Source organism: Exiguobacterium sp. 8A (assembly GCF_902506275.1).
Taxonomy (GTDB): domain Bacteria; phylum Bacillota; class Bacilli; order Exiguobacteriales; family Exiguobacteriaceae; genus Exiguobacterium; species Exiguobacterium profundum.
Genome location: NZ_LR733630.1, coordinates 1,559,223 through 1,579,036, shown reverse-complemented (window position 1 = coordinate 1,579,036; position 19,814 = coordinate 1,559,223). Strand labels below are relative to the sequence as shown.

Annotated in this window: 20 protein-coding genes; 19 read left to right on the top strand and 1 reads right to left on the bottom strand. The window is 51.6% G+C overall.

Annotation, left to right across the window (positions count from 1 at the left end; genetic code table 11):
* Nucleotides 1-4 precede the first annotated feature (4 nt).
* The 17 genes from GVY42_RS08090 to GVY42_RS08010 all read left to right on the top strand — a co-directional run bounded on the left by GVY42_RS08090 (nucleotide 5) and on the right by GVY42_RS08010 (nucleotide 17,235).
* Nucleotides 5-1,051: an EpsG family protein gene (locus GVY42_RS08090; protein WP_159562896.1), complete on the top strand. Its 1,047-nt coding sequence runs from the start codon at nucleotides 5-7 to the stop codon at nucleotides 1,049-1,051.
* An 18-nt stretch (nucleotides 1,052-1,069) separates the two neighbouring features.
* On the top strand, nucleotides 1,070-2,632 hold the full coding sequence (locus GVY42_RS08085; RefSeq protein WP_159562895.1) for an oligosaccharide flippase family protein: 1,563 nt from the start codon (nucleotides 1,070-1,072) through the stop codon (nucleotides 2,630-2,632).
* A gap of 11 nt (nucleotides 2,633-2,643) precedes the next feature.
* Nucleotides 2,644-3,795 carry a non-hydrolyzing UDP-N-acetylglucosamine 2-epimerase gene (gene wecB, locus GVY42_RS08080; protein ID WP_159562894.1) on the top strand — a complete coding sequence of 384 codons (1,152 nt, stop codon included), beginning with the start codon at nucleotides 2,644-2,646 and terminating at the stop codon, nucleotides 3,793-3,795.
* A 3-nt stretch (nucleotides 3,796-3,798) separates the two neighbouring features.
* Complete coding sequence (locus GVY42_RS08075; RefSeq protein WP_159562893.1) at nucleotides 3,799-4,437, top strand: sugar transferase; 639 nt, start codon at nucleotides 3,799-3,801, stop codon at nucleotides 4,435-4,437.
* A 106-nt stretch (nucleotides 4,438-4,543) separates the two neighbouring features.
* Nucleotides 4,544-5,587: a polysaccharide biosynthesis protein gene (locus GVY42_RS08070; protein WP_159562892.1), complete on the top strand. Its 1,044-nt coding sequence runs from the start codon at nucleotides 4,544-4,546 to the stop codon at nucleotides 5,585-5,587.
* Nucleotides 5,588-5,592: 5 nt separating this feature from the next.
* Nucleotides 5,593-6,828 (top strand): glycosyltransferase family 4 protein, encoded by a 1,236-nt coding sequence (locus GVY42_RS08065; protein ID WP_236548946.1) that lies wholly within the window; start codon nucleotides 5,593-5,595, stop codon nucleotides 6,826-6,828.
* Nucleotides 6,737-7,993, top strand: coding sequence for an acetyl-CoA carboxylase biotin carboxylase subunit family protein (locus GVY42_RS08060; RefSeq protein ID WP_236548945.1), 1,257 nt, complete (start codon nucleotides 6,737-6,739; stop codon nucleotides 7,991-7,993). Before GVY42_RS08065 ends, GVY42_RS08060 begins: the two co-directional genes overlap by 92 nt.
* The gene (locus GVY42_RS08055) at nucleotides 7,957-9,069 is read left to right on the top strand and encodes an NAD-dependent epimerase/dehydratase family protein (protein ID WP_159562890.1); all 1,113 of its coding nucleotides are present in this window, start codon (nucleotides 7,957-7,959) and stop codon (nucleotides 9,067-9,069) included. The genes GVY42_RS08060 and GVY42_RS08055 overlap by 37 nt, the downstream gene beginning before the upstream one ends.
* Before the next feature lie 14 nt (nucleotides 9,070-9,083).
* The gene (locus tag GVY42_RS08050) at nucleotides 9,084-10,061 is read left to right on the top strand and encodes a glycosyltransferase (RefSeq protein WP_159562889.1); all 978 of its coding nucleotides are present in this window, start codon (nucleotides 9,084-9,086) and stop codon (nucleotides 10,059-10,061) included.
* A gap of 26 nt (nucleotides 10,062-10,087) precedes the next feature.
* A complete protein-coding gene (locus GVY42_RS08045) occupies nucleotides 10,088-11,209 on the top strand; it encodes a DegT/DnrJ/EryC1/StrS aminotransferase family protein (protein ID WP_159562888.1) in 1,122 nt (373 codons plus the stop codon).
* Nucleotides 11,206-12,177: a glucose-1-phosphate thymidylyltransferase RfbA gene (gene rfbA, locus GVY42_RS08040; protein WP_159562887.1), complete on the top strand. Its 972-nt coding sequence runs from the start codon at nucleotides 11,206-11,208 to the stop codon at nucleotides 12,175-12,177. The genes GVY42_RS08045 and rfbA overlap by 4 nt, the downstream gene beginning before the upstream one ends.
* Nucleotides 12,083-13,135, top strand: a complete 1,053-nt coding sequence (gene rfbB, locus GVY42_RS08035; RefSeq protein ID WP_159562886.1) for a dTDP-glucose 4,6-dehydratase — start codon at nucleotides 12,083-12,085, stop codon at nucleotides 13,133-13,135. The genes rfbA and rfbB overlap by 95 nt, the downstream gene beginning before the upstream one ends.
* Nucleotides 13,136-13,176: 41 nt before the next feature.
* Complete coding sequence (locus GVY42_RS08030) at nucleotides 13,177-14,157, top strand: glycosyltransferase (RefSeq protein ID WP_159562885.1); 981 nt, start codon at nucleotides 13,177-13,179, stop codon at nucleotides 14,155-14,157.
* A 14-nt stretch (nucleotides 14,158-14,171) separates the two neighbouring features.
* Nucleotides 14,172-14,870 carry a WbqC family protein gene (locus GVY42_RS08025; protein ID WP_159562884.1) on the top strand — a complete coding sequence of 233 codons (699 nt, stop codon included), beginning with the start codon at nucleotides 14,172-14,174 and terminating at the stop codon, nucleotides 14,868-14,870.
* 48 nt (nucleotides 14,871-14,918) lie between these two features.
* Complete coding sequence (locus GVY42_RS08020; protein ID WP_159562883.1) at nucleotides 14,919-15,884, top strand: glycosylase; 966 nt, start codon at nucleotides 14,919-14,921, stop codon at nucleotides 15,882-15,884.
* Nucleotides 15,881-16,819 carry a hypothetical protein gene (locus GVY42_RS08015; RefSeq protein WP_159562882.1) on the top strand — a complete coding sequence of 313 codons (939 nt, stop codon included), beginning with the start codon at nucleotides 15,881-15,883 and terminating at the stop codon, nucleotides 16,817-16,819. Before GVY42_RS08020 ends, GVY42_RS08015 begins: the two co-directional genes overlap by 4 nt.
* Entirely contained in the window at nucleotides 16,819-17,235 is a 417-nt protein-coding gene (locus GVY42_RS08010) for an N-acetyltransferase (RefSeq protein WP_159562881.1), read from the top strand. The genes GVY42_RS08015 and GVY42_RS08010 overlap by 1 nt, the downstream gene beginning before the upstream one ends.
* Before the next feature lie 145 nt (nucleotides 17,236-17,380).
* Here the strand turns inward: GVY42_RS08010 and GVY42_RS08005 are convergent, their stop codons facing one another.
* Nucleotides 17,381-17,641, bottom strand: a complete 261-nt coding sequence (locus GVY42_RS08005) for a hypothetical protein (RefSeq protein WP_031422447.1) — start codon at nucleotides 17,639-17,641, stop codon at nucleotides 17,381-17,383.
* Nucleotides 17,642-17,745: 104 nt separating this feature from the next.
* Between GVY42_RS08005 and GVY42_RS08000 the strand changes: the two genes are divergently transcribed.
* On the top strand, nucleotides 17,746-18,987 hold the full coding sequence (locus tag GVY42_RS08000) for a UDP-glucose/GDP-mannose dehydrogenase family protein (protein WP_159562880.1): 1,242 nt from the start codon (nucleotides 17,746-17,748) through the stop codon (nucleotides 18,985-18,987).
* Between the two features lie 97 nt (nucleotides 18,988-19,084).
* Nucleotides 19,085-19,813: a DUF3784 domain-containing protein gene (locus GVY42_RS07995; RefSeq protein ID WP_159562879.1), complete on the top strand. Its 729-nt coding sequence runs from the start codon at nucleotides 19,085-19,087 to the stop codon at nucleotides 19,811-19,813.
* Nucleotide 19,814: the final 1 nt, after the last annotated feature.

Here is a 19,814-nt window from a genome sequence, read left to right as displayed (position 1 = left end):
TGAGATGACGATCTATTTAGTCAATATGGCGCTGTTGGTCGGTTGGGGACTGTTGTTGATCCGTCACGAGATTCCGAGTCGCCGTGCTTGGTTCGTATCTTTCGCCACGATTCAATGGATCGTCTTGTCAGGCTTCCGAGACGTCACCGTCGGGGCAGATACCGCGCAGTACAAGGCACTCTTCCTTCAGTCGCAAACGTTACCGCTCGGTGCGTTCACCGACCGCTTCTTTGAAATCGTCTTCACTGAGAGCGAGGACCCGGGTTTCTACCTGTTCCAACGTCTCATCCAGTATGTGATTACGGACTATCAAGTGTATCTCGTGCTCATCGCGATGATTTTCATGATCCCACTCGGCTATTTCATCTACAAATACTCGAGCGAACCGCTCATCAGTTTCCTGCTCTTTTCGGTCCTCTTCTACGAATTCTTCGCCGTCACCGGCTTACGCCAAACGGTGGCGACCGCGCTCGTCGTGCTCGTCGGATACCATTTCGTGCGGGCGCGGAAGTTGGGCTGGTTCCTTCTGCTCGTATGCATCGCCATGACGATTCATAAATCCTCGCTCATCTTCGTCCCGTTCTACTTTTTAGCGAACAAGCAACTGACCAAAGCGTATTTGATGACCATGTTCGGGGTCGTCATCGGATTGTTCGTCTTCCGGAATTCGTTCTTCGATCTGCTCGTTCAAGTGTCTGGCTATGAGACCTACAGCGCCATGGAAGGGGCCGGCGCGGTCAACTTCAGTCTGATGTTGCTCTCTGTTCTCTTCATTGCACTATGGCGAAAAGATCAAATTTTAGCGAACAATCCATCCGCCATCCATTTCTTCAACGCGTTGTTACTCGCAGCCTGTCTCTTGCCGTTGACGTTCTTAAACCCGTCCATGATGCGGCTCGTCCAGTACTTCTCACTCTTCCTGTTGTTGATGATTCCGGAGATTGTCGGCACGTTCGAGCGGCGGGAACGACTCGTTGTCTATTACTCGGCAGTTATGTTGCTCGGTCTCTTGTTCATTCGCGAAGCGCCGGTGTATTCGTTCTTTTGGTAACACGAGGAGGTGAAGCATATGTCGACACGCATGACGCTAGACGAGGCAGCCAGTAACCGCAAAATCAAGATTGGAGCGGTCATGTCCTACACGCAAATCTTTTTCGGGATCTTATCCGGTCTCATCTATACGCCGTGGATGATTCATGAGATCGGGCAGGCGAGTTACGGGTTGTATATGCTGACCATCTCGCTCATCAGTATGTTCGCGATGGACTTCGGGCTCGATGCGGCCGTCTCACGATTCATGAGCAAGTATATGGCGGAGGGGGACCACGAGCGGGCAGGACGATTTTTAGGCATCGCCTATAAACTGTTCATCGCCATCTCGCTCGTCCTCTTCCTCATCCTCGCCGTCGTCTACTTCTTCTTGGACTCGATTTACTCGAGTTTGACGGCGACCGAACTCGAACAGTTGAAAGTGCTCTATGTCATCGCAGGACTGTTCATCGTCGTCTCGTTCCCGACGAAGCCATTCTCTGGCATTCTCGTATCCCATGAACAATTCCTCTTCTCGAGTGCCCTGCATCTCGCTGAGAAGGTCGGGACGGTCGCTTTGATGGTCACCGCGCTTCTTCTCGGCTATGGGTTGTACGCCCTTGTCATCGTCAATGCGTTGGTCGGCACGATTGTCCTACTCATCGAATACGTCTTCATTCGGCGCAAGACTCTCGTCCGTGCCAACTTTCAGAATCGAGAGAAAGGGATATATCAGGACATCTTTAGTTTCACGTCCTGGAGCACGATCACGCTCGTCGCCCAACGCTTCGTGTTGAACATCACCCCGAGCCTACTAGGGATTCTAGCAGGCAGTGCCTCGATTGCCCTCTTTTCCGTCGGGATGGTCATCGAAGGGTATGTCTGGACCATCGCGGCCTCGCTCGGTTACTTATTCCTTCCGAAGGTCAGTCGGATGTTGTCCCGAAACGATCGTGAGGCCATCGGGTACCTCTTCGTCCGCATCGGTCGAATTCAACTGTATATCGTCGGACTCATTCTCGCTTCGTTCTTCATCCTCGGTCGAGAGTTCATGCACCTATGGGTCGGACCAGACTTCACCGACTCCTACGTGATCGCGCTTCTCTTGATTGCACCGAGTGTGATCACGTTGACGCAAGACATCGGCAACACGACACTCATTGCCGAAAACAAGGTGAAGTATCGGGCGTTCGCAGCCCTTATCGTGGCCGCCATCAGTATGACGCTCTCGCCACTGTTGATTCCACACTTTGGTCCGATTGGTGCGGCCATCGCCATTTGCATCGGCAACATCGTCGGTCTCGTCTTCTATATGAACGTGATTTATCATCGGGTCCTCGGTCTCGACATTCTTGGCTTTTTCCGCAAATGCCATCTGAAACTCTTGCCCGGTATTCTCCTGTACACGCTCATCGGCTGGGGAATCCAGTTCTTCTTCCCGTCCTCGAACTGGTTCGGCTTCGGCTTGAAGGGAATCGTGCTCATCAGCATATACGCCATCATCATGTGGGGACTCGCATTTGATGAAACGGAGAAAGCCATGTTCCGCCAAGTGTTCGCTCAATTGAAACTACGCATCCTATCCATTCACCACACATCCTAGGAGGGAACAAGATGAAACGACTCAAGGTCATGACGATTGTTGGTACTAGACCCGAAATCATTCGATTGTCCGCCGTGATGGCACGTCTCGAAGCCTCCGAGGCAATCGATCATGTGCTCGTTCATACGGGACAAAACTATGATTACGAATTGAATCAGATTTTCTTTGAAGACTTTGGCCTGCGGACACCGGATTATGTGTTAGACGCCTCGGCGGATGGTCCGATGGCGACGATCGGCAATATCCTCATCGCCATCGATCCCGTGCTCGCATCCGAGCGTCCGGACGCGGTCTTGCTACTCGGGGACACGAACAGCTGTCTCGCAGCCATCGCCGCAAAACGTCATCACATTCCCATCTTCCATATGGAGGCAGGGAATCGCTGTTTTGATGAACGGGTCCCGGAGGAGACGAATCGTCGCATCGTCGACCATATCGCCGACATCAATCTGACCTATAGTGACATCGCACGCGAGTATCTGCTTCGTGAAGGGTTACCGGCGGACCGCATCATCAAGACGGGGAGCCCGATGTACGAGGTGCTCCATCGTCAACAGGAGAAGATCGAGCGGTCAGACGTGCTCGAACGGCTCGACTTGGAGCGAGATGCCTATTTCGTCGTATCGGCCCATCGCGATGAAAACATCAGTGATGACGAGAACTTTTTCGATCTCGTCGACACGCTCAATGCGGTCGCGACAACGTACCAGCTCCCCCTCATCGTCAGCACCCATCCCCGGACGGCAAAACGCATTCGTGAGAGTGGGGTGCGTCTCCATCCAAACATTCGTACCCTCAAGCCGCTCGGCTTCAGTGACTACGTCCACCTGCAACTCCATGCGAAGGCCGTGTTGTCGGACAGCGGTACGATCAGTGAAGAGAGCTCGATTCTTGGGATCAAAGGGTTGAATATCCGACAAGCGCATGAGCGTCCGGAGGCGATGGAAGAAGGGGCGGCAATGATGGTCGGATTGAAGCGGGAGCGAGTGCTTCAGGCGCTTCAAATCTTAGAAGAGACGGAAGGTCCGATGCGACTCGTGAACGATTACGCCATGCCGAACGTCTCCGATAAAGTGCTCCGCATCTTGTTGTCCTACACAGACTACGTGATGCGAGAAGTGTGGAAGCAACATACGGTGTCGACCGAGAAGAAAGAGGTGTGAGCCATGGACTATATGACGTTCAAACGAGTTTTTGACGGTACGCTCAGCGGAGTCGCGCTCCTTCTTCTTGCCCCGTTCCTGCTCCTCATCGCCCTCTTGATCAAAATCGATTCGAGGGGTCCCGTCTTTTTCAAACAGGAGCGCATCGGATTACGGGAGACACGTTTTTGGATGTATAAGTTCCGGACGATGCATCAAGACACCCCGAACGATGTCCCGACACATCTGTTTAACGACTCCACGAAACATATCACGCGCGTAGGGGCGCTTCTTCGCAAGACGAGTCTCGATGAATTGCCACAGCTCGTAAACATTTTAAAAGGGGAGATGGCCATCGTCGGACCGAGACCCGCACTGTGGAATCAGGACGACTTAGTCGAGGCCCGTCGACAAGTGGGAGCGACAGAAGCGTTACCGGGTCTGACCGGATGGGCGCAGGTGAAGGGACGTGATGAGCTTCCGATTGAGATGAAGGCGAAACTCGACGGGGAATACGTTCGCCAGATGAGCTTTTGGTTCGATCTGCGCTGTATCGCCTTGACCGTCAGGAACGTTTTGCTCCGGGAAGGAATCGTGGAAGGGGCGCCTCCACCCAGCCCGACATCTGAAGAAAAGAAGATGATGCATGTTGCGAAAAAATGATAACGGTTTCCATTAAGTTACCAATTTAAGTGAGATCAACCGGGTAAATGATGACATACCGCTCTTCCTACATCTGAGACTAGACAGCTACGAAAGGAGCCTTCTTATGTTTTCCAACAAAACATTGCTCATCACAGGTGGGACGGGATCGTTCGGCAATGCCGTGATGGAGCGATTCCTCGATACGAACATCAAAGAGATTCGCATCTTTTCACGGGATGAGAAGAAACAAGAAGACATTCGCAATCGCTATCATCATGACAAATTAAAATTCTACATTGGCGATGTAAGGGACCCGAACAGCGTCAAAAATGCCATGTACGGCGTCGATTACGTCTTTCACGCGGCGGCACTGAAACAAGTTCCCTCGTGTGAGTTTTTCCCAATCGAAGCGGTGAAGACGAATATTCTCGGTACGGAAAACGTCCTGAATGCCGCCATCGAGGCGGGTGTGGAGAAGGTCATCTGTCTTTCAACGGATAAGGCGGCCTACCCGATCAATGCGATGGGAATCTCCAAGGCGATGATGGAAAAAGTCTTCGTCGCCAAGGCCCGTGCGGTCGGACCAGACCGGACGCTCATCTGCGGGACCCGTTACGGGAACGTGATGGCCTCGCGTGGGTCGGTCATCCCATTATTCGTGGAGCAGATCAAAAAAGGGGAACCGCTCACCGTGACCGATCCGCTCATGACGCGTTTCTTGATGAGCTTGGCCGATGCGGTCGAACTCGTCGTCTTCGCATTCCATCATGCGCATGCAGGTGACATCATGGTCCAAAAATCACCTGCCTCGACGATCGGTGTGCTCGCGGAAGCCGTGAAACAACTGTTCGGGGTCGATCTTCCCATCAAAGTCATCGGGACCCGCCACGGCGAGAAAGCGTTCGAGACGTTGATGACCCGGGAAGAGAAAGTCGTCTCCGAGGACATGGGTGGATTCTTCCGCGTCCCGGCCGACAATCGTGACTTGAACTACGAAAAGTATTTCAGTGAAGGCAGCCAGGAGCTGACTGCTCAAGGCGAGTACAACTCGAACAATACGAGACAGCTCGATGTGGAGGAAGTGAAGGAACTCTTGTTGACGTTACCTTACATCCAGGAAGAACTCGCGAAATGGACGATTCCCGCTTCCGCGAAACGAATCGGGTGAGTGTGATGACCAGACAACGAATCGTCTTCTTATCCAATATGGCTTCCCCGTATCAAGTCAAATTCGCTGACGCGCTCCATAAATATTTTGATACTGAGTTTTGGTTTTATAGACAAATCACGGATCAACGTCCTGATTGGTGGGTCATCCCACTTGGTAAACGCTGTCGCATCTTGAGAGGCTCCTATTTCTCGAAAAAGACGAACTATCTGTCACTCGATGTGTTTGTCCAACTTATCCGGTTTCGACCGCATATCTTGCTAATAGCCGGCTTTACCCCGTTTCATGCCTTGCTCTTACAAATCGTCAAACTGTTCGGGGTGCGCGTCGTCGTCATGAGTGAACCTATTCGAAGCGTACGAGGTGAAACGAGTGGAGAATCGACGTTATTGACAAGAGAAAACGGCTTGCACAAGATCACACGGATTCATCGACTGTTCAAGCGGGCCGATTTGATTTTCGGAATGGGAAACGTCGCACGCGATCAATTTATCAAAGAACTAGGCTTCCCTTCCAAACGAGTCGTCTCGGCACCCTATCCGATTGATATCGAGACGCATATGTCGCACCCCTTGCGTCAGAAAGGACCAAATGACCCGATTCATCTGTTATTTGCCAATCGCTTAATTGAACGTTATCAACCGCTCGTCGCCTTGGAGGCGTATCGAATCTTGAAAGAAGAATATCCGAACCTTTCCATGTCGCTCAATCGCGACGGACACCTCGCAGATGCGTGTCGGCGATATATCGAGGACGAGCAGTTGGCGGACGTCACGTTTCTTGAAGAAATTGAATCGTGGGAAGGATTGAATCTCGTTTACCGGAGTTCGGACATCCTCGTATTACCGGCGACCTATTCGAACGGGAACATCAGCATCATTGAAGCCTGCGCGTCCGGGATGGGGATTGTTGTCAGCCATGACGTCAACAACGTTGAGAGACATCTGCACGAAGGCATTAACTGTTACAAATGCGAACCGACGGTGGTGTCACTCGTGACCGAGCTTAAGCGGTATCTGGAACATCCTGAAAAATTGAAAGCTCACGGACAACAATCGAAAGAACTCGTGACACCGCGACTGAACGCCAGTACTGCTGCCATCTACGCCGATTTACTCCAACCACTTTATCGCAAAGGAGATTCTCACCATGCTGAAGCTGATGTTGCTCGGGGGCGCGATGCATCAAGTTCCCATCATCCAAAAAGCGAAACAACAAGGGATATTCACCGTTCTCTGTGACTATCTACCGGATAATCCAGGTCGACTCGTGGCCGATCGCTATTACTGTACGAGCACGCTTGATCGGGAAGCAGTCCTCGCCATCGCGAGAGAAGAAGGCATCGATGGGATTGTCGCTTATGCCTCCGACCCGGCGGCGCGAACGGCCGCCTATGTCGGAGAAGCGCTCGGTTTAGTGACGAACTCGCTAGAAACGGTCGAAACGTTGACGAATAAAGCGAAGTTTCGAACATTCCTACAGCGATATGACTTTGCCGTCCCGGAAGCCTTTGCGTTTACCGAACTAGAAATAGCCGTCGAAACGTTACGGAATCGAGCGGGCGAGTACATCATCAAACCGGCCGACGCCTCAGGGAGTAAAGGGGTCAACAAATGGAGTCAGGGGAACGGGATCGAGCAGCTTCGCCGCCATCTCCAATCGGCATTTACGATGTCGTTCAATCAGGAAGTGGTCGTGGAGGAGTTCATTACCCGAGACGGCTATCAACTAGCGGGTGATGGATTTGTCGTCGACGGGGAGTTAGTGTTTCGTTGTTTCGGAAACGGACATTTCAATGTGAATGGAATCAACCCGTTCGCTCCGATTAGTGCGAGTTTTCCGAGTGTGCATCCACCTCACGTGCTCGAACAGGTACATGAGACGTTGCAACGGATGTTGACTGAAGTCGGCTTCAAACAAGGGGCGTTCAATTTTGACATCTTCGTCAAAGGAGAAGACGTTTATCTGATGGATATCGGTCCACGGAACGGAGGAAATTACATCCCACAAATCATCGAACAAGCGACAGGCGTCGACTTGGTCCAGGCGACGATTGATGTCGCACTCGGGATGCCGGTGACGCTCGAGATGAAGCCGGTGACCGTACCGTCCGCCTATTTCATCATCGGTAGTCAAGAAAAGGGTCAGTTCATGGGTGTCCATTTCGATGAGGACGCATGTACGATTCGACAAGCGAACATCTATTACAACGTCGGAGATGTGGTCCCACGCTTCGAAGGGGCAAATCAAGCACTCGGTAGTTTGATTCTAGAGTTTGAAGACGTTGAGACGATGCTTCGACTTGTTGAACATCCCGAGCGATGGCTGACCTTACACATCCAGTCAACCGAAGAAACGGAGGGAGAATCATGGACATCGTCGTCACCGGTGCGAACGGTTTTTTAGGCAGACACCTCGTCCACGCCTTAGAGCGGGCGGGGCATCTCGTCCTCCCAATCACCCGTTCGACATCATCCGTGGAACGAAGCTACTATCTACGTCGAGCCGACGCCGTCTATCATGTAGCCGGAGTGAACCGTCCTGAACGAGTCGAAGAATACACGACTGGAAACGTCGACTTGACCGAGGCGATTACAACCGAATTGCTGTCTTATAATCAGGTCCCGGTCTTTTTCGCCTCGTCGATTCAAGCGACTCAAGACAATCCTTATGGAAACAGTAAACGAGAAGCGGAGGACATCTTGCGGCTTTACGGTCAACGGAGTGGGGCACCGGTTCACATTTATCGTCTCCCGAACTTGTTCGGCAAATGGGGGCGACCTTTCTATAACAGTGCGGTCACGACGTTTTGTTATCAGATTGCAAGAGGAGAAGACGTCACGGTCACACATCCAAATCATGTGTTGACGCTCGCCCATGTCGATGACGTCGTCGCATCATTTGTAGAGGCGCTGTGTAAAACAGAAAGCGCCGATCCAGATTTCCTGACGCACCAAATCACATTATTCGACCTCGCCCGAATGATTGAATCGTTCGAAGCGGTCCGTATGGCTAGAGGAGTACCGGATGTATCGGATCCCTTTACGAAAAAGCTGTACAGCACGTACTTAAGTTACTTGCCGAAAGAACGGATGGTCACGCCTCTCTTGATGCATCAGGACGTGCGGGGATCGTTCACAGAACTGTTCAAGACGCCTGACCGTGGTCAAGTCTCCGTCAACGTGGCCAAACCTGGAATCACAAAAGGGGAACATTGGCATGAGTCGAAACATGAACAGTTCATCGTCGTCAGCGGTGAAGGCGTGATTCGGCTCCGGTTGATGGACCAAGATCATATCATCTCGTTCCATGTCAGTGAAGAACAGCTTGAAGTCATCGAGATTCCGCCAGGGTACGTCCATCATATCGAAAACACGGGCGTGAAAGATTTAGTGACGGTGATGTGGGTGAACGAGCCGTTCGACGCGAGTCAACCGGACACCTATCCAGCCACTGTCGCACAAGACGCGGAAGTCTCATAAAGGAGGGATTCACCATGGTCATGGTGAGCATCAACTGCATCACTTACAATCACGAGAAATACATCGCTCAGGCGATTGAAGGCTTTTTGTCACAGCGCACGAACTTCGAGGTCGAGATTCTCATCCATGATGACGCCTCGACAGATCGGACGGCAGATATCATCCGTGAATATGAACAGAAATATCCTGAAACATTCAACGTCATCTATCAGACGGAGAATCAATATTCAAAAGGCGTGTTCATCGCCCGGTTGAACGAGGAGCGGGCACGCGGCAAATATATCGCGGTTTGTGAGGGCGATGATTACTGGACCGACCCGTACAAATTGCAAAAGCAAGTCGACTATATGGAAGCCCATCCGGACTGTACGCTTTGTTTCCACGATGCGTACGTTGAGACAGGTGGGAAGCTCCACACGAATTGGCACGTCATTCCATGGATGTCGGAAAATCGAAAGTTCGCTTCATCCGTGCCCCGGACGTATGATGCCGGAGAATTACAGTTACTCGGGTTCGTTCCGACGATGTCCATGTTGTATGTGAACGATTTCCGTGACGCCCCACGATGGCTCGAGGAGACGCCGGCGCGAGATGCATCGATTCGCTTGTATATCACGAGCAGGGGATATGCCTACTACATGCCGGAAGTGATGAGTGTATATCGCTACGAGGTCGAGGGGTCGGCGACGACCATTTGGAACGAAGGAGATGTCGAACGTGACGTGAAGCGACATGAGGAGTTCATTCGGTTTATCAACTTATTTGATGCCTATACCGATGGGAAATATCATCAGGAGCTGGAGTTGTCTCGGATTTCCTTTGAAGTGGGGCTCCACCGATTGAAGGGAGAGTATGATGCGTTACGTTCTACTCGGTATGACGCGTATCTGAATCGATTCGTCGGAATCGATCGAATCCGACCTTACCTGATGATCAAGCAGCCACATTTAACGGAGTGGCTGATTAGAATACGAAATCGGGCATTCGCTTAAACGAAAGGAAAAGGGGCGATTTCACCATGAGTGGTTCAAATGTAGAAACAGATGCCATCATTCCCGTCACGCGACCGAGTATGCCGGATTTTGATACGTATGTCGAGATGATTCGTCCCCTTTGGGAATCGCGTCACTTGAGCAACCGTGGCGAGCATGTGCGAGCATTAGAAGAAGAGTTAGAGCAGCGTCTCCACGTCCCGCACGTCTCATTATTGACGAACGGTCATCTGGCCCTCGAAACGGCGATTGACGTGCTCGGATTGACGGGTGAGGTCATCACGACGCCGTTCACGTTCGCCTCGACGACGCATGCGCTCATCCGAAAACAAATCACCCCTGTCTTCTGTGACATCAACCCGGTCGACTATACGATTGACGTCGACAAAATCGAGGCGCTGATCACGGAACGGACGACGGCCATCCTCCCCGTTCATGTGTATGGGAACGTATGTGACGTGGAGGCGATTGAACAAGTCGCGAAACACCATGGGCTCCATGTCCTCTACGATGCGGCGCACGCGTTCGGTGTCCGGCACGACGGGCGCGATGTCTCGACGTTCGGCGATATGACGATGTTCAGCTTTCATGCGACGAAAGTGTTTCATACGATTGAAGGTGGGGCGCTCACGTTCCGGGATGCCCGTTACATCGAGGCGATTCATCAAGCCGTCAACTTTGGAATCACCGGACCAGAATCCGTCGAATCGGTCGGGGGCAACGCCAAGATGAACGAGTTTCAGGCAGCGATGGGACGTTGCAACCTCCCACGAATCGATATCGACATTGAAAAGCGGAAACGTCTGGTCGAGCGATACGATACCCGTTTAAGGGACGCTTCGTTTCTTCGCTTGAACCTCCGGAATGAACGAACCGAGTCCAACTATGCGTACTATCCGGTTCTCGTCACGCCAGGGAGAGAGGCACGCGATGACATGATGGCATACTTAGCGCAGCATGGGATTCTCGCCCGGAAGTACTTCTATCCGCTCGTGACCGATTTTTCCTGCTACGCATTCGACGCATCCGTACCGAACGCCACGTACGTCTCGGATCGGGTGATCACGTTACCTCTGTATCCGGACATGACAATGGAGATGGTCGACCGCATTTGTGACGTAATCCTTGAAGGAGGGAATGAACGATGAAAGGGATCATTCTAGCGGGTGGGAACGGGACGCGTCTCTACCCGATGACGAAAGCAGTCTCGAAACAGCTATTGCCGATCTACGACAAGCCCCTCATCTATTATCCGATGTCGGTGTTGATGCTCGCCGGCATCAAGGAGATTTTATTGATCTCGACCCCGAAAGACATCTCCGGGTATGAGCGACTGTTCGGTGACGGGCATCAACTCGGAATCTCGATTACGTACCAAGTACAAGAGCGTCCGGTCGGTCTCGCGGATGCTTTCATCTTAGGAGAATCGTTCATCGGGGACGACTCCGTTTGCCTCATCTTAGGGGATAACGTCTTCTATGGTCCGAACTTGACGCGCTTTTTACTGGATGCGAAAGAGCGGCAGTCAGGCGCGACGGTGTTCGGGTATCCGGTAAAGGACCCACGGGCATTCGGTGTCGTCGAGTTCGATGCGGACCGTCGTGTCTTGTCCATCGAAGAGAAACCGGCGGTCCCCAAATCCAATTATGCGGTACCGGGGCTCTACTTTTATGACAATCAGGTCGTCGAGTTCGCGAAACAAGTAAAGCCGTCCCCGCGCGGTGAGCTTGAGATCACGTCGATCAATCAAATGTATTTGGAACGAGGCGAGTTGAACGTCGTCTTGTTCGGTCGCGGGATGGCATGGCTCGATACCGGGACGCCAGAGGGGATGATCAAAGCCTCCATCTTCGTACAGACGGTACAGGAACGGCAAGGCTATTATATCGCATGTCTGGAGGAGATTGCGTGGCGTCGTGGGTTCATCACGCGAGAGCAATTGGCCGACATCGGTCAGACGCTCAAGATGACCGATTACGGACAGTATTTGATATCGCTTCTAGAGGAAGGAGAACAGACCAATGCATACGATCCTAGTGACTGGCGGAGCCGGGTTCATCGGTTCAAATTTCATAAAACACTTTCGGGAGAAACATCCAACGTCACGAATCCTTAACGTCGACGCTTTGACCTATGCCGGCAATTTAGAGAACGTACAGGCGTTCGAGCACGACCCGCTCTACGTGTTTCGGAAAGTAGACATCCGTGACCGTCCAGCGATTGATGAACTGTTCTCTCTCTTTGAGATTGACGAAGTCGTTCATTTTGCGGCGGAATCGCATGTCGACCGAAGTATTCTTGAGCCGGAGTTGTTCCTCTCGACGAATATCTTGGGTACACAAGTGTTGCTCGATGTGGCCATGCGGCATTGGAAACGGTACCCGGATGACAAATACAGTCGAGACTATCGAGACAATGTCTGTTTCGTCCATGTCTCGACGGATGAGGTGTATGGGTCGCTAGGGGAGTCAGGGTTCTTTACAGAAGAGACCCCCCTCGCCCCGAACAGTCCTTATTCTGCCTCGAAGGCCGGGTCTGATTTGCTCGTTCGTTCCTATCATAAGACGTACGGCTTACCGATTAAGATCACCCGTTGCAGCAACAATTATGGTCCGTATCAATTCCCCGAGAAACTGATTCCGCTCATGGTGCACCATTGTATGACCGATCAACTACTCCCAGTATATGGGGACGGAGGACATATCCGAGATTGGTTACATGTACAGGACCACTGTGAAGCGATTGATCTCGTTCGGCAAAAGGGACAGGTCGGAGAAGTCTATAACATCGGCGGACATAACGAGAAGACGAACCTCGAGCTCGTCCGAACGATTTTACAGGCTTTTGACTTACCCGATGACCGCATCCAATTCGTGACGGATCGCCCTGGTCACGACCGTCGTTATGCCATTGACGCGACGAAAATGAAAGACGAACTCGGGTGGGTGCCACGCTACAGTTTTGAACATGGAATCGAAGAGACGATTGAATGGTACCGATCACATCCGGAATGGGTCGAGCGCATCGTTTCGGGAGCGTACAAAACCTATTATCAAGACATGTACTCTTCCTAAATCGGAGCCGTTCTATCATCTCGGGAAAGGAGGGAATCGACATGGTGATGGTCAGCATCGACTGCATCACGTATAACCACGAACCGTACATCGCCAAAACGATTGAAGGATTTTTGATGCAGGAAACAGATTTTGAATTTGAAATCCTCATTCATGAGGATGCCTCAACGGATCGGACGGCAGACATCGTGCGTAAGTATGAAGAACAGCACCCAAACCTCATTCGGGTCATCTATCAAACGGAAAACCAATATTCTCAAGGTGTGCTGGTGAATCTGTTGAACGAAGAGAGGTCGCGTGGCAAGTACATCGCGCTTTGTGACGGGGATGACTATTGGACCGACCCACATAAATTGCAGAAACAAGTCGACTATATGGAAGCCCACCCGGACTGTACACTCTGTTTTCATGATGCGTATGTCGAAACGGACGATACACTCCATACCGGATGGCACGTCATCCCATGGATGCCTGAAAACAGAAAGTATGCCTCGACGGAGCCGCGGACCTATCATGCCGGGGAGTTACAGCTACTCGGCTTCATTCCAACGATGTCCATGCTGTACCGAAATGGACTGACAGACCATCTGTTAGATTGGATCGGCGATACGCCCGCATTCGATGGCGCGCTCAAACTTCACGTCGCAAGCCAAGGTTACGCCTACTACATGCCTGAGGTGATGAGCGTATATCGATTCGGTGTGTCCGGGTCGGTCACCACGAAGTGGCGTCAACGAAACAGGGAGCGCGACATCGAGCGGATCGAGGCGTTCATCCGAATGATGGATGCGTTCGATTCCTATACGAATGGCAGATTTCATCAAGAAATCGAAATCTCTCGCTTATCGTTCGAGGTCGGGTTGCATCGACTCCGACGAGATTTTCAAGCGCTGAAGTCACCTCGGTATGATCAATATGTGGAGCGATTTGTCGGTAGAGAGCGGCTACGTCCCTACTTGATGGTGCGGCATCCAATCTTGATGGAGTGGTTGATTCGCATGCGCTCGCTCCAGCTCGGTTAAAGGAGGCGGCTCAAATGAAATTAGGAATCATGCAGCCGTACTACTTCCCATACCTCGGCTATATTCAATTGATGAACGCGGTGGACCAGTTCGTTATTTTGGACCATGTGCAATTTGCGAAACGAGGATGGATTCATCGAAACCGTATTTTGGTCGAGGGACACATCAAACCAATCCATCTGAAAATCGATCATATGACACAACATCGTACGATCCGTGAGCATGAGCGGATTCTCGATCCAGTTCATGAGACTTATCAACTGCGCTTATTGCACCATGCGTATCAACGCGCACCAAGTTATGCCGACGTCATGCCGATGGTTGAACGAATCATTCAAAATGAGGAACGCAATGTCGCCACTTATCTAGAAACGTTATTGACGGAAGTGCGTGACTATCTCGAGATGGATACGGAGTTATTGGTCGCCTCTTCGCTCGACTACGACAAGTCGCTGAAGTGTGAACAATTGGTACTCGAGATTTGTCATCATTTGCGTACATCGCATTACATCAATGCGATTGGAGGACAGGAACTTTATGACAAACAGCGTTTCGCGGAATCCGGGGTGCCGCTTGATTTTATCCAAATGAATGCTGTGGAATATGCTCAATTTGGTCATCCGTTCACGCCCAACTTGTCCATCATCGATGTCTTGATGTTCAATTCGAAGACGAAAATGCGTGAACTACTCGATGCCTATACGCTCGTCTAATGGGGCGAGATAGATGCCGCAACAATTAGGGGAAAGGGGACGAACACGTTGAATACATCATTTGAATGGACCAATCGACGTCTTTTCTTCAGCCCTCAACGAGACGCATCACTCGACTGGATGGATGCGTTCGCACAAGGACCTTGTGTGTTGGAACGCGATACCTATTTACGAATCTACTTCAGTTGTCGACCGAAACCGATCGATGGACGATACGTCAGTCACAGCGGGTATGTGGATGTCGCAAAAGAGGATTTCTCGATTCTTCGAGTGAGTGAACGACCGATACTGGAGCTCGGTGCACGTGGGACGTTCGACGAGTTTGGTGTCTATCCGTTCTCGGCGATTGAGGTTGGGGATGAGGTGCACGCCTATTACGGGGGCTGGACGCGTACTGTGTCCGTTCCGTTTAATGTGAATATCGGAAAAGCCATCAGTCGAGACGGCGGACGTTCGTTTGAGCGTGTCGGTCCAGGACCAATCCTATCGTATACACTCGATGAACCGTTCATCTTGAGCGGTCCGAAGATTCGGCGTTTCCATGACACGTGGGTCTTGTTCTATATCGCCGGACGAGAGTGGATCATGGATGGCGAACGTCCTGAACCGGTGTATAAGATTCGGCTGGCCACGTCGAAGGACGGGGTCACTTGGGTGAAGGCGGGACGCGACTTAATCGAAAGCGTACTTCCGAATGAAGCGCAGGCTAGTCCGGACGTCTTTTATGAGGATGGACGCTATCATATGTTTTTCTGTTACCGAGATGCGACCGATTATCGGAAGAATCCAGAGCGGACTTATCGAATCGGATATGCCTCTTCTCCGGATTTCCTCCATTGGACGCGTGACGATTCGGTCATGAGATTCTCGCGGACAGAATCGGGATTCGATGACGAGATGGTCGCCTACCCCCACACGTTCACGTTGAACGGGAAACGGTATTTACTCTATTTGGGGAATGAAGTCGGACGAGAAGGGTTCGGCATCGCGGAGCGCAAGGAGGGAGCGAGATGAAGTGGAAAAAACTCGGACACATCTTCGACCCGGCGCCGTATGGATTTTTCGGGGAGTATTCCTCGTTCGCCCAGTCCCCTCAGGCGCTCGTCTTCGGGGATTTTGTGCGCATCTATTTCTCGACCCGTGAACCGGACGGTGACATGTTCAAGAGCCACGTCCGATATGTGGACATGACACGTGATTTCAACGTCATCGACGTGTCCACAGATGAGATCATCCCACTTGGAAAACGGGGGACATTCGACGAACACGGGATCTTCCCATTCCACGTCACGCGGACGCGTGATGGGCTTTATGGCTATACGAGTGGCTGGAGCCGTCGAGACTCTGTGTCGGTCGAAACGGGGATTGGTCTCACTGTCAGTCGGAACGAGGGAGAGACGTTCGAACGGCTCGGCGACGGACCGATATTATCGGCGAGCATTGAGGAACCGTTTCTCGTCGGCGACCCCTTTGTGGTCACACGGGAACAATGCTATATGTATTACATTTACGGGACGACATGGAAAGAGGGGCCGGATGGCGTCCAGGAACGGACCTATAAGATTGCGCTCGCCACGTCAGAAGATGGACAGACGTTCAAGCGTCACGGAAGAATCGTTTCGGATACGATCGCGGACGAGAGTCAGGCGCTTCCGACCGTGTTCGAAGCGCACGGACGCTACCATATGATTTTTTGTTTTCGAGACACCTTTGGCTTTCGGACCGACCCGTTACGCGGATATCGATTAGGTTACGCCTATTCGGAAAATCTGTTTGACTGGACGCGTGATGATACGGCACTCGGATTCGAGCGAAGTTCCGACGGATGGGATGCGGACATGGAATGTTACCCGCACGTCTTCGAGTGGGACGGTCGGCACTACCTCCTTTATAACGGGAACGAGTTTGGGCGACATGGGTTTGGTGTCGCAATCTTGGAGGATGTATGATGACTCGCGACCAAGGGACGGTTTCTGATTATGTGGCGCATCTTGAAGCGTGTGATCATCTGTTCCCGACCAAGCTGTCGGAGCGGGTAGAGTTAGAGCCATACGCTTTGAAGCTGCACGAACGGGCGACGTCGTATGAAATCTGGAACGACGGGCGTCTCGTCGGGCTAATCGCAGCTTACATGGATACGGACATCGTCTTCATCAGCCATATTTGCGTGTTGCCGGAAGCGCCGTCCGGTAGTGGGCACGCCTTACTGGAAGCATTATGCGAAGAAGCGATCCAGACGAACAAACGGAAGATTCACTTGCACGTCGAAGCGACGAACGAACGAGCGATTGCCTTCTACATGCGACACGGCTTCCTCGAGCTCAATCGAATTGACGATGTGCTCGTCATGGAGAGCGTGTTATGAAACGTATCTCTCTCGTATTTCAGAATAAGAAAGTTAAATACAAACCGAAGCTGATCCTCGTCCATCGTATGAGGATTTTTTGATGAATGCAGGAATCTGATAAGCTTTATCGAATACGACAAAAAGAAAAAGCGCCTGACCGAGGTCAAACACTTTTCTTGAGCTCTCGTTTCCGGTCGCGTTGTACTTTCCAAATCACAGATCCAACGATGATCAGGATTGGCGCGATGACCCATGGACGGGCTTCGAGAATCGAGACGAGTTCAAAAATGGAGAGCCATCCGCTCACCATGATCAAGACTAGCAAAAAGGTTTTCAGTCCCCCCCGGACCGGAAGCCAAAAATAAACGAACAATGTCACTAAGAAGAAAGCGATTAAGCCCATGCGGTTTGTCCTTTCACCCATCATTTTGACTCATTATAGCAAAGAACATCGAGAGAGTGTTAGAAGCTTCACTTCTTCGGCGTGTTTCGGTACGCTTATAAAAGATGATTGAAGGAGGAACTGATGTGAAATTTGGAATTATTGGTTTAGGATACGTTGGATTGGCTACACTTTGTGGTTTGGCAAAAGCCGGTCATCACGTCATCGGGGTTGAAGCGGACGAAGAGAAGCTACGTCTTCTCATGAGTGGACACCCGCCATTCCATGAACCAGGCATGGCAGAGGTGTTGCAAGAGCACGCCGACCAGATCACCCTGACAAGCCGAATCGCGGATACGGAGCAGGTCGACTATTTGATTCTTGCGGTCGGGACACCGAGCAAGTCTGATGGAAGCTGTGACTTATCTTATATCGAAGCAGTCTTGTCGGAACTGAACACGAAGCATAAAATCGTTATTCGTAGCTCGGTCCCACCCGGCACGACCGATTTACTGAACATCATGTATCCCTCTCATACGTTTGCGATTGTACCTGAATTTTTACAAGAAGGACGCGCGCTCGCAGACGTCATGAAACCACACCGTGTCGTCATCGGGTGTGTAAACCTCGAAGTCGCAGAAGAGTTGGCAGGAATCTACGGACGCCTTGGCGTTCCGCTCATCTGTACGACACCGATCAATGCAGAACTCATCAAATACGCCTCGAACGCCTTTTTGGCCACGAAAATCAGCTTCATGAACGACTTGTCGCGTCTAGCCGATCAAGCTGGCGCTGACATTTCGACGATTGCGGACGGAATGGGACTCGATCCGCGAATTGGGCGTTCGTTCTTGAACGCGGGCATCGGGTACGGAGGTTCGTGCTTCCCGAAAGACATGAACGCACTCCTACACGTCGCGAGTGAAAACGAGATCGACCTACGTGTCATCCGGGCGGCGACGAAAGTGAATGAGACGCAAATCGAGTACGTGCTCTCAAAATTGAACGTTGAACCGAACATGCGTGTGGCTATCCTTGGTTTGGCATTCAAACCAGGAACAGACGATATGCGAGATGCCCCATCGATTCTACTCGCTCACCACATGGTGGCCCGTAACGTGGACGTCATCGGGTATGATCCGATTGCGACGTGGGACTATCCACAAGCGACGACGGTCGAAGAGGCGCTGAAGGGAGCCGATTATGCCATTCTCGTCACAGAATGGGATGAGATCGTGAACTTGGCACCGGATGCTTTCAACGGCATGCGCCAGCGTCGATTGATCGATGCACGAAACGCATGGAAGTTTGCACGCGATCCGGGCGATGTGTCATACGAAGGAATCGGACGGATGCAACGTCCGTCGAACACACCGACTTCAAACTAAAACTGTTCAGGACCGCTCATATAGGCGGTCCTGTTTTTGCGAGACGTGAATCTTTTGTAGCAGTCATGACGTATAGAAAGAAGAGGAGGCGAGGCATATGTGGATTCTCATTCTAGCGGCAGGAATCGTCATCGCGTTAGGCTTCGCGGTTGACAGGCTCGGTTGGTATCACTTGATCTCTGGATACAATACAATGTCGAAAGAGAAACAGGAGCGGGTCGACATCAAAAAAGTGGCGCGACTGATTGCCTGGATGTGTTACGGGATTAGTGCGCTTTTTCTCATCATTGCGCTCATCGAACTGTCTGGTTGGAACGTTCCGCTCGAACCGTTCTTTCTCGCCCTGATGGTATTCATTGTCGGGATGCTTTGGCGGATGCAGCGCTATGACGGTAACATCTACGATGGAGCGGGGCGCTTGAGACCAGATGGGAAAAAACGTCTCATTCCGATCATCATCGTCTCTGTCGTCTTACTCGTCGGTGTGCCGGCGCTCATGTTTTGGTTCAGTCAACCGACTGAGGTGATCGTGACGGATGAAGCGATCGTGATTGAAGGCAGTTATGGTCGTGAGGTCCCGTTTGATGAAGTGGAAGACGTGACATGGACGACATTGCCGGATATCGCGCGTCGAACGAACGGAGCAGATACGGGAACACGTCTGACCGGACATTTTCGGACGGAAGCAGGGGAGGATGTGCTCCTCTTTATCGACCGTGATGTCGAGCCGGTGATCCGACTCGATTGGTCAGACAAAACAATCTATCTCAATCAGTCTTCGTTTAAAGAAACGAGGCAGTTATATGAGGACATTCGTTCACGCTGAA